The 14,355-nt window shown below is 58.3% G+C and carries 8 protein-coding genes and 1 tRNA gene; 5 read left to right on the top strand and 4 right to left on the bottom strand.

What is annotated here, in order from left to right; translation table 11 throughout:
* Positions 1 to 29 precede the first annotated feature (29 nt).
* Positions 30 to 2,381: a right-handed parallel beta-helix repeat-containing protein gene (locus tag LOC70_RS14350; protein ID WP_230254564.1), complete on the top strand. Its 2,352-nt coding sequence runs from the start codon at positions 30 to 32 to the stop codon at positions 2,379 to 2,381.
* A gap of 164 nt (positions 2,382 to 2,545) precedes the next feature.
* Here LOC70_RS14350 and LOC70_RS14345 read toward each other — a convergent pair.
* Together LOC70_RS14345 and LOC70_RS14340 are read right to left on the bottom strand one after the other, a co-directional pair.
* Positions 2,546 to 2,630 (bottom strand) — tRNA-Leu (locus tag LOC70_RS14345).
* Positions 2,631 to 2,681: 51 nt separating this feature from the next.
* Positions 2,682 to 3,413, bottom strand: coding sequence for a phosphoribosylanthranilate isomerase (locus LOC70_RS14340; RefSeq protein WP_390889072.1), 732 nt, complete (start codon positions 3,411 to 3,413; stop codon positions 2,682 to 2,684).
* 179 nt (positions 3,414 to 3,592) lie between these two features.
* Here LOC70_RS14340 and LOC70_RS14335 point away from each other — a divergent pair, with 179 nt between their 5' ends.
* Positions 3,593 to 4,492 carry a hypothetical protein gene (locus LOC70_RS14335; protein WP_230254562.1) on the top strand — a complete coding sequence of 300 codons (900 nt, stop codon included), beginning with the start codon at positions 3,593 to 3,595 and terminating at the stop codon, positions 4,490 to 4,492.
* Positions 4,493 to 4,711: 219 nt separating this feature from the next.
* Positions 4,712 to 7,564 (top strand): leucine--tRNA ligase, encoded by a 2,853-nt coding sequence (gene leuS, locus LOC70_RS14330; protein ID WP_230254560.1) that lies wholly within the window; start codon positions 4,712 to 4,714, stop codon positions 7,562 to 7,564.
* A gap of 496 nt (positions 7,565 to 8,060) precedes the next feature.
* Here the strand turns inward: leuS and LOC70_RS14325 are convergent, their stop codons facing one another.
* The gene (locus tag LOC70_RS14325; RefSeq protein WP_230254558.1) at positions 8,061 to 9,338 is read right to left on the bottom strand and encodes an acyltransferase family protein; all 1,278 of its coding nucleotides are present in this window, start codon (positions 9,336 to 9,338) and stop codon (positions 8,061 to 8,063) included.
* A 249-nt stretch (positions 9,339 to 9,587) separates the two neighbouring features.
* Between LOC70_RS14325 and LOC70_RS14320 the strand changes: the two genes are divergently transcribed.
* Complete coding sequence (locus LOC70_RS14320; protein ID WP_230254556.1) at positions 9,588 to 10,832, top strand: cofactor-independent phosphoglycerate mutase; 1,245 nt, start codon at positions 9,588 to 9,590, stop codon at positions 10,830 to 10,832.
* Positions 10,833 to 10,910: 78 nt separating this feature from the next.
* On the top strand, positions 10,911 to 12,698 hold the full coding sequence (locus LOC70_RS14315) for an aspartate kinase (RefSeq protein ID WP_230254554.1): 1,788 nt from the start codon (positions 10,911 to 10,913) through the stop codon (positions 12,696 to 12,698).
* Between the two features lie 107 nt (positions 12,699 to 12,805).
* On the opposite strand, the gene LOC70_RS14310 is transcribed toward LOC70_RS14315, so the two are convergent.
* Positions 12,806 to 14,239, bottom strand: a complete 1,434-nt coding sequence (locus tag LOC70_RS14310) for a c-type cytochrome (protein WP_230254552.1) — start codon at positions 14,237 to 14,239, stop codon at positions 12,806 to 12,808.
* Positions 14,240 to 14,355 lie beyond the last annotated feature (116 nt).

The raw sequence follows: 14,355 nt of genomic DNA, 5'->3' as shown, positions 1-14,355 counted from the left end.
AACCGGAAACCACCAGCGCAAACGGCTCGATGCCGGTTCCGACACTCTCTCGTTCGCTGCTGCTCGCATGCGTCTTCGGCTTGTGTGCTTTCGCGGACGATGTGTTCGAAGTTGGCGTCGCGCATCAGGTGCGAGCAGCCGAGATCTATCTCAGCCCCGACGGTGACGACCGAAATTCCGGCACCGCGGACGCTCCAATGAAAACGCTCGCCGCGGTCGCCGACGCGGTGCTCGCCAGCCAACCCGGCCCGGGAAAAGAGCCCATCACCGTTTGGATTTCCGGCGGCCGCTACTCAACCACCGAAACGGTCACCTTCGATCAACGATTCGCGGGAACCCCCGACGATCCGATCACACTGCGCGCCGTCGATGGCGAATTGCCGGTGTTCGATTCAGGACTCAACCTGCCGCTCGCGGACGCCAAAGCCATCGATGCTCCCGAGATGATGGAGCGGATCCCTGCTGCGAGGTCACAACGTGTCTACGCGTTGCCGATCTCGAACGAACGATTTCGCAACGCACTCCGGCCTGATTCGGCGAGCTGCAGCGTCGACGGACACTTCATGACTCGAGCACGTTACCCAAACGTTGGCTTTGCATACATCGACAAAATTCTCAGCGAGGGAGCGGTCTACGCAGCGGGTCGAACCCCGGGCTCACGTCCCAAATGGTCCCTCGACAATCCGATTGGAGGTCGATTCACTGTCCGCGAAAAAGACGTTTCGGCTTGGACGCGTGAGATGCAAAACGGCGGACGCGCAAAGGTCACCGGCTACCTCGCCTACGACTGGTATCGACAATCGCACCCGGTCGCATCAGTGAACGACTCGGTCGTGCAACTCGCCAACGATTCGCGATATGGCGTTCGCAACGTCGCCAAGGTGCCGCGTCGCTTCATCATCAGCAATCTGCTTTGCGAACTGGACTCGCCCGGCGAATTCTACTTTGACCCGAAACAAAGCGTTCTCTATTTCATCCCCGGGGCTGAGCTCACCGCTGATTCGATCCTCAGTGTTCACGGAGGACCGGGGCCGCTTCGCTTTGACGGTGCGTCCAACGTTTTGGTGGAAGGAATCCTTGTCGAAGGCGTGGGCAAAGGAGTCGCATCGATCGAGATCGCCTCGGGTAACAACGTGGTCCTGGCTGGTTGCACGATCCGCAATTCGTCTCGTCCCGGAGTCGTGATCACCGGAGGCAAACGATGCGGCTTGCGTTCGTGCGACATCTACGACGTCGTGAATCATTTGACGCTCAGCGGCGGTGATCTGAAGACACTTGAACCGGCCAATAACTTTGCCATCAACTGTCACTTCACTCAGGTCAACGCCAGCGACTACTACGGCGCGGTGCGACTGCGTGGCGTTGGCAATGTGTTTCGTCACAACCTGTTGCACAACGCACCTGGTCAATTGATGACATTTGGCGACTGCGATCACCTGATCGAACGCAACGAGTTCTTCAACATCGGATTTGAAGAAGGTGACGGCGGAGCAATCTATTCCGGCGCGGCCATGTGGAGTTGGGGAAATGTGATCCGCCACAACTTCATCCATCACCTCATGTGCATCCCGCAACTGCACCCGCGAGGCGGCATTTACCCGGATGACTTGGACCAAGGCGAGACCATCGAGGAAAACATTTTTTACAAAGCCGCCCACCGCGCCGTGTTGCTCAATGGCGGCGCGGGTCACCGGGTCAATCGCAATCTGTTTCTCGAAGGCTACATCGGCATCTACAACACACAGACCGCCGCCAAGAAGCTATACGAACAAATGCCTAAGTTCGAATCCGGCGAACTCAAACGCGGCGACAAAGCCGACTATCTGTACCGCGTCGAGAAAGCAATCGGACCGGACGGATGGAACCAGGAACCCTGGGCCAGTCGTTTCCCACTGTTCCGCCAGATCATGAACCAAGAAGAAATGCGGTATTATCCGATCCACTGCGAGTTCACGGGCAACCGCTTTGCGAACAACTTCCGCAACATTGAATACCGCGTCGCGAGTGGAGACCAAGGCGTGAAAGATGTGGGTGAGGTGCCGTTCATCCACACGGACGACAACCGCGACATCAGCATGAACTTGTTCCGCGACCCCAATTCACTCGACTTTCGTTACGCCGAGGGAGCCCACACGGCGAGCTTGCCCAGCGTCCCGTTTGAAAAGATTGGCTTGATTCGCGATCCAGCCCACCGGCCGCACGTTCCCGAAAAAGCCGCCTACCGAACCGCGGTCAGAAAGCATTTCGCAGGTCGACCATCCTACGACCCCCAAGCCATCTTCGACCCGGACACCATCAACGAGTCCACCTACTTCAACACCGGACAACTCCTCACCAACCTCGGCGGCCTCATCCACACCCCACCCTCCGAGAGTCCTTGAATTCGTCTCCGACGTGCTCAGAGCGAAAAAGTCGCCGAGGCACAACTCTCGCGGGACTCGAACCACACATATTATTTGCCGAAATTTGATTCCAAACGGCATATGCTTCGCGACCAATTCCGTCGGCGCATGAAAAAACCCCGTGAATCACGGGGTCATTCGGATGCGGCCGAGAGGACTCGAACCTCCACGGGATTAACTCCCACTAGGCCCTCAACCTAGCGCGTCTGCCAGTTCCGCCACGGCCGCGAGCTGTATTGGGTGTCTGGTCGGGCAAGTTTGGCACAAATCCGGCCCGCGTCAACGCCCAGTCGTTTCAATTCCCGCCGCATCATTGGGCCCCTGGAATCCCAACCGAACGGCTGCAACGAATTGACGGATTCTCGCGGCGTTCTTGGTGCCCTTGGGCTGCTCGACACCGCTGGCCACATCCACGCTTCGCGCACCACTGCAGACGATGGCTTCAGCCACATTTTCCGATGTCAGACCGCCTGCCAGCACCCATGCGGCAGCATCTTGCGATCGTCGCTTCGCCCACTTGCGGATACACGGCCAATCCAGCGGCATCCCGCCACCGCCAAACGCCGCCCCCGCATCGGCGTCCAACAACAGGGTCACCGGCAACTCCGACCACTTGCCGATTCGCTGGTCGATCTGCGACGGCGACAGTCCCCCTCGCGGCAATCGAATGGCTCGCAGCACGCGATGCCCGGACTGAATCAGGGAAGCAGCAGCATCGACCGTTTCGTCACCGTGCAACTGGACCCAATCCAAATGCAATCGCGAAGCCACACGCGATACCTCAGCCAGCTCGTGATTGACGAACAAACCAACCCGCGTCAGCCCGACTTTTCGAGCCATTTCATTGATCGATTCGGTGGACTCCGAATCGGGCTGGAGACTGCGAACGCTGGGAGAGTAAAAGTTCAAACCGATCGCGTCCGCCCCGGCCTGGCTCACATTCCGGACATCATCCACCGTGCGAACGCCGCAGATTTTGATCCGGAACGGCAGATCACCACCGGAAGAAATTGAATCGCCAGTGGGGTCTGGGAACGGTTCGCTGGCTGACAAGGTTGGCACAATCGTTTCAGGTTTCCTGGATCACCGAAGCGGAACCCGCCGATGAAACAGGAGGCGGTTCCGACGGCACAGAGTGAGTGCGAAGGGACGGCACGTCTCATCGCTTCGTCTTTTGATGGCAACGTTCCGTGTTTGGCAAATTCGCTGCTTTGAAGATCCTAACACGCAATTCCGCCGGGGGAATCTCGCCTTGGGCAGGCATCGTGATGACGTCCGTCGCCAGTTTCACATTGGTGATGGCGATCTGGCCGCCTCGCCCCACCCAGCTCCGCGTTGAGTTTCCACAAACGAACGTTTCTCGGGCTGCGAGTTCTCAGGCAGCGACCGGAAACGCGAAAGACACTGCGACCGCCACGTGGTCGCAGCGAGTGATGGCGAAGGACAACCTGGAAGGCTTTCGCCAACGGTTGATGCAGGCTCAGCAACCCAAGGCGTCCGCCAACGTCGGCTGGGTCCGGTGGCGAAGCGAAGTGGCCGAGTTCTATGCGACCGCCGAACAATCTCGCGGCGACACGACGGCACGCGGCGACATGACGGACCAAGACGCAGCCTCACCGGTGAAATTCGCGAGTCATTCCAAGCAGGCTTCTCCGAAACGAGCAGCTTGGGCCGATTTTTGGGCGGCAGAGAAACAACGAACCAACGAGTGGTTGGAAGGTTACGAGCAAGCGAACCGTGAACGGATCGAATTGTTCGCTCAGTCCATCCGAGTCGAACCGCTTCCGATCTCCTGGCCGTCTCGCGCATGGTACTGGGCGACTGGGATCGGGCTGGCCGTGGCAATCTCCGGTTGGCTTTGGGCAGACGCTTTCCCCGCTCGACAATTGAAACCAGCTTCGTTGGGCTTCGATTCCGGCGACAACATCGAACGCTCCGAATCGACATCCGACTGGGCCGAGATGGCCTTTCGAACGGAATGGGTTGCGGTACGGCAACCCACGGGCGTGTGGGCGAGGCGTCTGGCAGGATCCGGCGTGATTGCGGTGGCGACCGTGGTCGTTGCAGCCCGCGTCATGGGTGCTTTCTAGGGCGTTCCGCCGTCTTTGCAAGTGCGGCCCGCGATGCATTGAGGACGCGTGCTACCAAACCGTGCGTGACTTCACGCCAAAGCTTCCACGCCGTCTTGCACCAGCCCGCTTGCCCGAAATCGCCCCCTGAGGGAACCTGTTTGGGCGCGGAGCGGTCATTCTTTTTGCCGGGTGCCCTGCCCCGCCCTGCCCTCCCCTTCCCCGCATCGTTAAGACGACATGGTCCGCTACAACCCCAACGAAATCGAACCTCGCTGGCAAGCTTACTGGGACGAGCATCACACTTTCGCCACGCCCGAAAAAGTCGGTGAAAAGAAACGCTATGTCTTGGACATGTTTCCCTACCCCAGCGGCGATGGTCTGCACGTCGGGCACCCGGAGGGCTACACAGCGACCGACATCGTTTCGCGATTCGCACGGGCTCGCGGTGAGTCGGTGTTGCACCCGATGGGTTTTGACGCCTTTGGATTGCCCGCGGAAGAACACGCAATCAAAACGGGTGAGCACCCTCGTATTCAAACGCAACGCAACATCGATAACTTCACCCGCCAATTGAAGATGTTGGGTTTCAGTTACGACTGGGACCGCGTGTTGGCGACAACCGACGAAGACTACTTCCGATGGACGCAGTGGATCTTTGGCGTTCTGTATGACACTTGGTTTGATGCCAAACAACAAAAGGGGCGTCCAATTTCGGAGTTGCCCATTCCACAGGAAGTCACGGCCGAAGGCGAACTGGCCATCGAGCAGTTCCGTGACTCGAAGCGTTTGGCTTACTTGGATGACGCGTTGGTCAATTGGTGCCCCAATCTGGGAACGGTGTTGGCCAACGAAGAAGTCGTCGACGGCAAGAGCGAAGTTGGCGGCCACCCGGTCAAACGCATCCCGCTGCGACAGTGGATGTTGCGAATCACGGACTACGCCGAACGTTTGTTGGAAGGCCTGGACGAGCTGGATTGGCCAACCGGCATCAAGAAATTGCAATCGGATTGGATCGGTCGCAGCACCGGTGCCGAAGTCGACTTCTACTTGCAACGTGGTGCAGTAGGTGACGACACCGGACCGTTTGTCGCTTTCAAACGTGCTCGTGAAGCGGAAGGCTTCCCGGCCGAACCGGACAAGGATTGCTTGCGGGTTTACACCACGCGTCCGGATACCTTGTTCGGCGCGACCTACATGGTGGTGTCGCCTGAGCATCCATTGATCGATGTGCTAGTCAAACCGGAGCAGAAGGCGGAGGTCGATGCCTATCGAGAAAAGGCATCGTTCAAAAGCGACCGCGAACGCACCGATGGCGATCGAGCCAAGACCGGCGTCTTCACCGGATCGCATGCGATCAATCCAGCCGACGGACGCAGCATCCCAATCTGGGTCGCGGACTATGTGTTGGCGGGTTACGGCACCGGAGCCATCATGGCGGTGCCCGCGCACGACGAGCGTGACTTCGAGTTCGCGGTGGCGTTTGACTTGCCCGTGATCCCGGTGGTCGATCCGCCCGCGGACCACGAACAGCGCGACGAAATCTTGGCCGGCAAGGTTTGCTTCGTCGCCGAAGGCCAAGCGATCAACAGCGGCGACTTTGATGGCAAGACAACCGCGGAGGTCAAAGCTGCGCTCACCAAGTCGCTGGCCGAACAAGGCTTGGCCCGAGAAGCCGTCAACTACAAGCTTCGTGATTGGCTGTTCAGCCGACAGCGTTTTTGGGGCGAGCCTTTCCCGATCTTGCATGAGATCGACGCGGAAGGAAATCCGACAGGCATTCGTCGTTTGGTTCCCGACGATCAATTGCCAGTCACCTTGCCAGAGCTGGCGGATTTCAAACCGCACGGTCGTCCCGAACCACCGCTCGCGAAAGCCGACGACGATTGGTTGATTGTTGAAATCGACGGCAAACGCTATCGCCGCGAAACCAACACGATGCCTCAGTGGGCCGGTTCGTGCTGGTACTACTTGCGTTACATCGATCCCAAGAACAACGACGCGTTGATCGATCCGCAAAAGGAAAAGGATTGGATGCCCGTCGACTTGTACGTCGGTGGCGCGGAGCACGCGGTGTTGCACCTGTTGTATTCACGGTTTTGGCACAAGGTCCTGTACGACCGCGGGCACGTGACCTGCCCCGAACCGTTCCGCAAACTGGTCAACCAAGGCATGATCTTGGGCGAAGTTGAATTCACCAGCTTCGTTGATCCCTCCGGCAAACATGTCTCGACCAAGAACGTCAAAAAGGACGCCGAAGGAAACCGCGTGACGAAGTCCACGGGCGAACCCGTCGAAACCGTCGCTTTGGCGGAGGACGACGTCGTCAAAAAGGGCGAAGGGTTTGTCTTGAAGTCCGACGCTTCGATCAAGGTCGACAGCCGCGCTTTCAAGATGAGCAAGAGCCGCGGCAACGTGGTCAACCCAGACTTCGTCGTTCGCGATTACGGTGCGGACTCGCTTCGTTTGTACGAGATGTTCATGGGGCCACTGGAAGCCACCAAGCCTTGGGCCATGAATGGTGTTGGCGGTGTGCGGAGTTTCTTGGATCGCGTTTGGCGGATGATCATCGACGAACCCGAGGACGACCTGAAGTTGTCCGCCGCCGTCGTCGACACGCCATGTGACGAAGAACAACGCCGCGTGCTGCACCAAACGATCCGCAAGGTGACTGAAGACAACGAAGCGATGAGCTTTAACACCGCGATCGCGAAGATGATGGAGTTCACCAACCACTTCACCCGGTGCGAGACTCGCCCGCGCGAAGCGATGGAATCGTTTTTGATTTTGTTGGCTCCGTACGCACCGCACTTGTGCGAAGAGTTGTGGAAGCAACTGGGGCACGACGAGTCAATTTCGCTGCAGCCTTGGCCGCAATGGGACGAAGCCGCCTTGGTGCAGTCCAGCATCGAGATCCCGGTGCAGATCAACGGCAAGGTGAAGGCGAAGATTTCGTTGTCACCCGAAGCGAAACCGGACGAGATGGGCGAAGCGGCCTTGGCGGATTCCGCGGTCCAGAACGCGATCGGTGATAAGAAAGTCGTGAAGACCATCGCCATCCCCGGCCGCATGGTCAACCTCGTCGTAAAATGACCACGACAAAACCTGTGGCACGGCGGTCCCCCGCCGTGATTGAGCCCAGCTCTCGGTGGAGGACCACCGAGCTACGGTGAACTGTAGGCCGGATGAAGGATGCTTGCGACGCACATCCGGCAGTGATGATTAGCCGATCGATCGGTTCGCAGGTGCCGGAGCTGCACCGAAGCGGCTGGTTCCGGCCTACCGCCCAAACGCGAATCAATCTGTGGCACGGCGGTCCCCCGCCGTGCTTGAGCCCAGCTCTCGGTGGGGGACCACCGAGCTACAGTGAACTGCAGGCCGGATGCAGGAGGCTTTGCGACGCATATCCGGCTGTGGAGATCAGCCGATCGGTTCGCAGGTGCCGGAGCTGCGCCGAAGCGGCGTGTTCCGGCCTACCGCCCAAACGCGAATCAACCTGTGGCACGGCGGTCCCCCGCCGTGATTGAGCTCAGCTCTCGGTGGGGACCACCGAGCTACGGTTTTTGGTTTTGGTTGTGGGTGTGCGTGCTCAAACGGCTGGTTCGGCAGCGGGCTGTCGGGCTCGTTCAGTTGCTTTGGCATACAACCGACGCAATGCCTTGGTGATCGGCTGCTCGACTCGGTTGGTGATGACCAAAGCCAACGCGAAGGAGAACACAATCGCGATCGCGAGACTCGCGAGCGGCGGCACTCCGGCGTGGTCAAACGCATGAATCAACGCACAGCCCAAGTTGTTGTGACAGAGATACAACGCGTAGGAGATCGCACTGACGGTGACAAACGGTTTCAGCCGAAGCACAGGAATTTTGCCGTAGGCCGCCATCGTCACCAAGCCGATGATCAAAACCGTCGCGGCGGGATTGTGTTTGCCATGATCAATGCTGTGGAACACACCAGCGGCGATCACGATCCCCAGCAGGTTCTTCCACTTTGGCCCGACGCCCGTCTTGATCATGTACAGCAAGAATCCGATGGCGAACAACGGTGCGAAATCCAATACCAACAGATGTCGCACCGCGGTGAATGCTGCGAAGATCGTCGTGTCACCGTAACTCGCTTTGGCCGCATCCAACGTGGGGCACAAGACCAGCGATGCCGCCAGCAGCGATCCCCACCCGACGAAGTATCGTTTCAAAAAGCCTTTGCAGAACAACGTCACCAGGACGAAGTAAAACATCATCTCGACCTGCAACGTCCACATCACCGGATCGATGCATTCATAACCAAACACGCGAGGCATCAACGTCAAGTTGGCCAGGAACTGAGCCGTGGAAACGGGTTGACCGTTGAGCGGAGCCAGCGTTGTGATCCAAAGATTCGCACCAATGACCATCAAGAACAACGGCACGATCCGGATCAATCGCGCGGCCACAAAGTCAGTGGGCTTGCCGCGACGCAGCAACGACATGCTGTTGACGAAACCGCTGAGGATGAAGAACAGCTCCACCCCATAAGCGCCATACGGCCACTCGCCACCCAGCGGACTCGTGTATCCAAACTTGACAGCGTAGACGTGGGTGAAGTGGAACAGCACCAAGTTGATCGCGGCCATTGCCCGCAATGCATCCAACTCAACGATCCGGCGATGCGGCTTCAAAGCGGCAGCCGATTCATCGCTGCTTACCGACTCGATGCATTGGCCTTTACGGACCGCTTTCGCCAATTCTCGAACTTCCGCGGGGGAGTGCCCCGTGGCGGCCGGTGAGTCGCTATCGGTCGAAATAGAAATCGCAGACTCCTTCTGCCAAGCGGACGGAGCGAATGGATCGGCGGAGGAAGAATGCGTCGTGGATGTGACAGCTTGCATCGTCAAATTCGGTGCGAGAACGAAGAGAGCTATTGATCCAATCAAGAATGGGTCACGTCCGACCACTTCACCACATCTTTTTGGGTGGTTTGGTGTCAAGCCTGGGGACGCGGTCCGATTGCAGCGATTGGCACAGTCACGTCATCTGCTACGCCCCCGACTGAGCGATCTCGGTCGGGCCCTTTCGTTTTTTCCAGTGTTCAACGAAACTGCCACAATTCTCTCGATCATCCCGGCGGAGCCTTCGCCATGAAATATGCACTGATTATTCCCGACGGCTGTGCCGACGAACCCCTGGAATCGCTGAACGGCCGCACACCGCTGCAGGCCGCGAATCTGCCCGCGATGGACAAGATCGCTTCGCTGGGCCGCGTCGGCGTCACGGACAACACGCCGATTGACTTTCCCGCCGGCAGCGAGATCGCCAACCTGTGTTTGCTGGGCTACGACCCCAACGTGTGCTTCACGGGACGCGCTCCGCTGGAAGCCGCCGCACAAGGCATCGAGCTGGGGCCGTACGATTGTGCCGTTCGCTGCAATTTGGTCACCATACGCGACCAAACGATGATCGACTTCACCGCTGATCACATCAGCACCGAAGAAGCCACCACGTTGCTGGCCGACCTTTCGAAAGAATTGTTCGGAGAGAACGGCCCCTTGGCCGACAGCGACCTGGCTGAGCGTTTGGAATTTGTCCCCGGCGTGAGCTATCGCAATTTGATGCTGTATCGCGGCGACGCGGATCATCCCTCGCCGTTCACCTCATCGACGCGATCCAGTGCCCCTCACGATTTGACCGACTTAAGCGTGGTCGATGATTTCCCACGCGGCCCAGGAAGCCAGATCTTGGTTGACCTGATGAATGCCTCGGCTGAGATCCTGGCGAAACATCCGATCAATGCGGCTCGCAAAGCGGCAGGCAAAGACGAAGCCACGCACGTTTGGTTGTGGAGCAGCGGCGGCGCCCCCAAGCTCTCAACGTTCGAAGAACGATACGGCATTCGCGGCGTGATGATCACCGCCGTTGACTTGCTTCGCGGCATCGGCGCACTGGCGGGCTGGCCTCGGATCGAGGTCGAAGGTGCCACGGGTTACCTGGACACGAACTACGCCGGGAAAGGGCAAGCAGCAATCCAGGCACTCGCTGATTATGATTTCGTCTGCGTCCACATCGAAGCACCGGACGAAGCCTCCCACGAGGGCAACGCGGACGAGAAAATCAAAGCATTGCAGCAGATCGACGAGCACATCGTTGCTCCTTTGTGGGAAGCGTTGTCGCAGCACGGTGAGCATCGCATGTTGATCCTGCCCGACCACCCAACCTTCTGTCGCACGAAGAAGCACACCCACGGTCCGGTGCCGCTTGTGATGGCCGGAACCGGGATCGAAGCCGATTCGGCGACCACCTTCGACGAGGTGGCCGCGAATGCTTCCGGTTGGGCCTTTGATCCTGGTTGGACAATGATGGATTCGTTCGTCAAGAAAGCCGATTGATCTCCACGCGATCGCAACCTGAGCGACTGTTCTGATCGTCGCTCGCCACCTTCAACTCCCTTTCGTTTCGTCATCTCCATGTCCCTGATCGTTCAAAAATTCGGCGGCACCTCCGTCGCGGACACCGACAAAATCCGTGCTGCTGCTCGCAAGGCCATCCGTGCACAAAAAGCCGGTCACCAAGTCGTGATGGTGGTCAGCGCCATGGGCAAGAACACCGACACGTTGCTGGACCTGGCTTCGCAGATCAGCGAAGAGCCTCCCGCCCGTGAAATGGACATGCTGCTCAGCACGGGCGAACAAGTCAGCGTGGCTTTGGTTGCGATGGCCATCCACCAAATGGGTTCCAAAGCGGTCAGCCTCACTGGCGGCCAGATTGGACTGAAGACCGACAACAGTTTCAGCAAGGCTCGCATTCAATCGATCGACACGGGTCGCATCGAAAGCTTGTTGGATGCCGGCAACATCGTGGTCGCCGCGGGATTCCAAGGCATCGACGACGACCTGAACATCACAACCCTGGGTCGAGGTGGAAGCGATACCACCGCTGTTGCTCTGGCGGCCGTGCTGGGTGCCGATGCGTGTGAGATCAACACTGACGTGGATGGTGTCTACACGACCGACCCACGTTTGCTGGCCGAAGCTCGCCGAGTGGATGTGATCAGTTACGACGAAATGCTGGAACTGGCATCGCTCGGTGCCGGCGTGATGCATTCGCGATCAATCGAATTCGCCAAAAAGTTTGATGTGCCGATTCATGTTCGCAGCAGCTTCTCGGACCAAGACGGGACGATGATCGTTGCTCAACCGGAATCCGAATCCGCACCGGTATCAGGAGCCGCCCTCACGCGTGATGAAGCTCGCGTGACGGTCCTGGGCGTTCCGGATGTGCCTGGCATGAGCCAAAAGATTTTCTCCGCAATCGCGGCTGAAAAGGTCGCCGTCGACATGGTGGTTCAAAACGTGGGCGACGCTGGCAAAGCCGATGTGTCCTTCACCGTAGCCGGCGGCGAGTTGAAAAAGACTCTCAACGCGTTGGAAGCGATCCTGAAATCGCTGGGTGCCGATGGCGTGACTCACGACGATCAAGTTTCCAAAGTCAGCGTGGTCGGACTCGGCATGGCGCATCAGAAGTCCGTCGCCGCGAGCATGTTTCGCGCCTTGGCAGACGCCAACGTGAACATCCAAATGATCACGACCAGCGAAATCAAAATCTCATGCTTGGTGCCACGTGACCAAGCCGACACGGCCCTGCGCGCGGTCCACGAAGCGTTCTCGCTTCACGAGCGTCCTGCGGATGCAAAAACTTGGAACGAAATCAAAGCCAGCGCGGCCAAGGAAGCCGACGTCGCGGACGTGGTTGCACGCCTGCAAAACGATGCATTGGAAGCACTCACGCTGACCGACATTTCGATCGTTCCCGATCAAGCTCGCGTCACACTGGACGGTGTGCCTGATCAAGTCGGTGTGGCGGCGGACATGTTTGACCAAATCGGCCAGGCAAGCATCTTTGTCGACATGATCGTTCAGGGTTATGACGGCGAAGACGGCAGCACCAGTGTCAGCTTCACGGTGGAACAAGCCGATTTGGCAGACGCGGAAAAGGTTGCTCAAGCGATTTGCGACAAGCATCAAATGCGAGCCGTGCGTGGAGCTTCGGGCATTACCAAGCTCAGCGTCAGCGGGATTGGTTTGCGAAGCCACACTCAAGTCGGAACGATCTTGTTTGATCAGCTCGCCTCCGCCGGGATCAATGTGGAGATGATCGCGACCAGCGAACTGCAGGTGAACGTGGTGATCCAAAGCAGCCAAGCTGGCAACGCCGCAGAACGGCTGAAACAAGCCTTCGCCGACGCGTTGAGCTGAATGGAATTCAGCGTGACCTCACGATACAACACCTGTGGCACGGCGGTCCCCCGCCGTGAATGAGCTCAGCTCTCGGTGGGGGACCACCGAGCTACAGGGATTGAACTTCAGCGGGCTGCAACTTCGGTGGTTGCGGGCTCTTCGGTTGTCTCTTCCGTTTCGGGTGGGTTTTGCAACGACCGCAGGTAGTTGATCAAGTGCCACACGTCGTCTTCTTCGAACTCACCATCGACAAACGTCGCGGCGGGCATCGGAGAACCTTCGATCCCCTGGGTGATCCGCAGATACAAATCCTCCGCGGTGCCTCCACCATGAAACAACCCGGTCGTGAAGTTGCGAGGTTTGGCGTTGATCGGCGGCAATGCCCCACGAGCCAACAAGGGGATCAGATCGTCCCGGTTCTCAGGTTTGATCCCGATGCCGAGCGTCCATTCCTTCGTCCAATCGTCGTAATCCGTCGTTTGTCCATCGCCCATGCCTTTGGCGCCGTGGCATTTGCTGCACAGGGCGATCTTGCCCATGTAAAGCTCTTTGCCGCGAGCGACTGACTTTGCCAACGTTTCGGCTTCGTCGCCATTCTGCAACGCAACGTACTCGTCGTAGTTGTCAGCGACCGGAATGTCGGCAGGTGGTTCCGGAACCTCCACGACCATGTCAGGTGCGGCCAACCAAGCGTCCGCGATCTCCAACACATAATCCTCCGCGATCTCCCAGCCTTCGTCGAAGAGTTCTTTCTCTTCTTCGTCAGTCGAGTTGCGATGAGAGGGATTGATGATTCGATCGCCACCTTCCAAATCCAGTTCGAAGATCGCGTCATCAATCAACGTGCGTTCCAATTCGCCACGCCACGACAGATAGATCACGTAATCCGTAAGTGCCTCGACCTGCTCCTCCAAAACCTCTTCCTTGGCGGCTTCGACTTCAGCTTCGCTCATGGAATCGATCGACTTGCCCAAGTGCGCCGCCAGTTGCTTGTCATTCAGCTTCGGCACTGGAACCATCGCGGTGCCTTCAATGCCGTGCTTGATCAATGTCGCCAAGTCCTCTCGGGTTGGCTTCTCGCCACGTTCCGTTGACTTGAACTTGAAAACACCTTTCCGGTAGTCACGCGGATAGGGATTCAAAATAGCGGAAGAGGAACCACGTCCATCGCCGCTGACGCCGTGACAAACGGCACAATGCTTTTGATACAGCCCGCGACCCTCCGCGTCGGCAGGACCCGATGCCATGATCAGGTTATCCAGCGAAACCAAAGTCGCGAAATCTTCGTCCTCCGTGGCGGCCTCCGGCAACTTGGGTTGCTCGGGCGTGCCAAACATTTCCGTCACGATCCAGAACGCATCGTTGGATGCCTGTTCCATTTCGATGCCCTCCTTCAACTCGTACTTCATCGCGTGCACGAGGTTGGGCTCGAACGCCATCGGCTTCGGTTCACTGCATCCGCTGATCGCGATTCCACCAGCCACCGCCGTCAAAATGCCAGCGGCCTGCATGGGACGCGTGGGGAAAACAGGTCGAAGATTCTTGAAGAATGACAACATGGTTGTGTTGGCGTGTGAGTTGAGATGGGAGGCTGAACGAGGAAACCGACAGGGAAAGCCGATAGGGGATGCCAATCGGAAACCCAGGCGAAACACCGTCGCAATCAATCGTCACG

The sequence above is a fragment of the Rhodopirellula halodulae genome, from assembly GCF_020966775.1.
Lineage (GTDB): Bacteria > Planctomycetota > Planctomycetia > Pirellulales > Pirellulaceae > Rhodopirellula > Rhodopirellula halodulae.
Note: the sequence above shows the minus strand (reverse complement) of the source record. Positions and strands in the feature narration are given on the sequence as shown.

What these genes read in the sequence shown, in the direction of transcription:
- LOC70_RS14325 (WP_230254558.1), bottom strand. Translation starts at nt 9,338, where the DNA reads ATGCAAGCTGTCACATCCACGACGCATTCTTCCTCCGCCGATCCATTC.
- leuS (WP_230254560.1), top strand. Translation starts at nt 4,712, where the DNA reads ATGGTCCGCTACAACCCCAACGAAATCGAACCTCGCTGGCAAGCTTAC.
- LOC70_RS14320 (WP_230254556.1), top strand. Translation starts at nt 9,588, where the DNA reads ATGAAATATGCACTGATTATTCCCGACGGCTGTGCCGACGAACCCCTG.
- LOC70_RS14310 (WP_230254552.1), bottom strand. Translation starts at nt 14,239, where the DNA reads ATGTTGTCATTCTTCAAGAATCTTCGACCTGTTTTCCCCACGCGTCCC.
- LOC70_RS14350 (WP_230254564.1), top strand. Translation starts at nt 30, where the DNA reads ATGCCGGTTCCGACACTCTCTCGTTCGCTGCTGCTCGCATGCGTCTTC.
- LOC70_RS14315 (WP_230254554.1), top strand. Translation starts at nt 10,911, where the DNA reads ATGTCCCTGATCGTTCAAAAATTCGGCGGCACCTCCGTCGCGGACACC.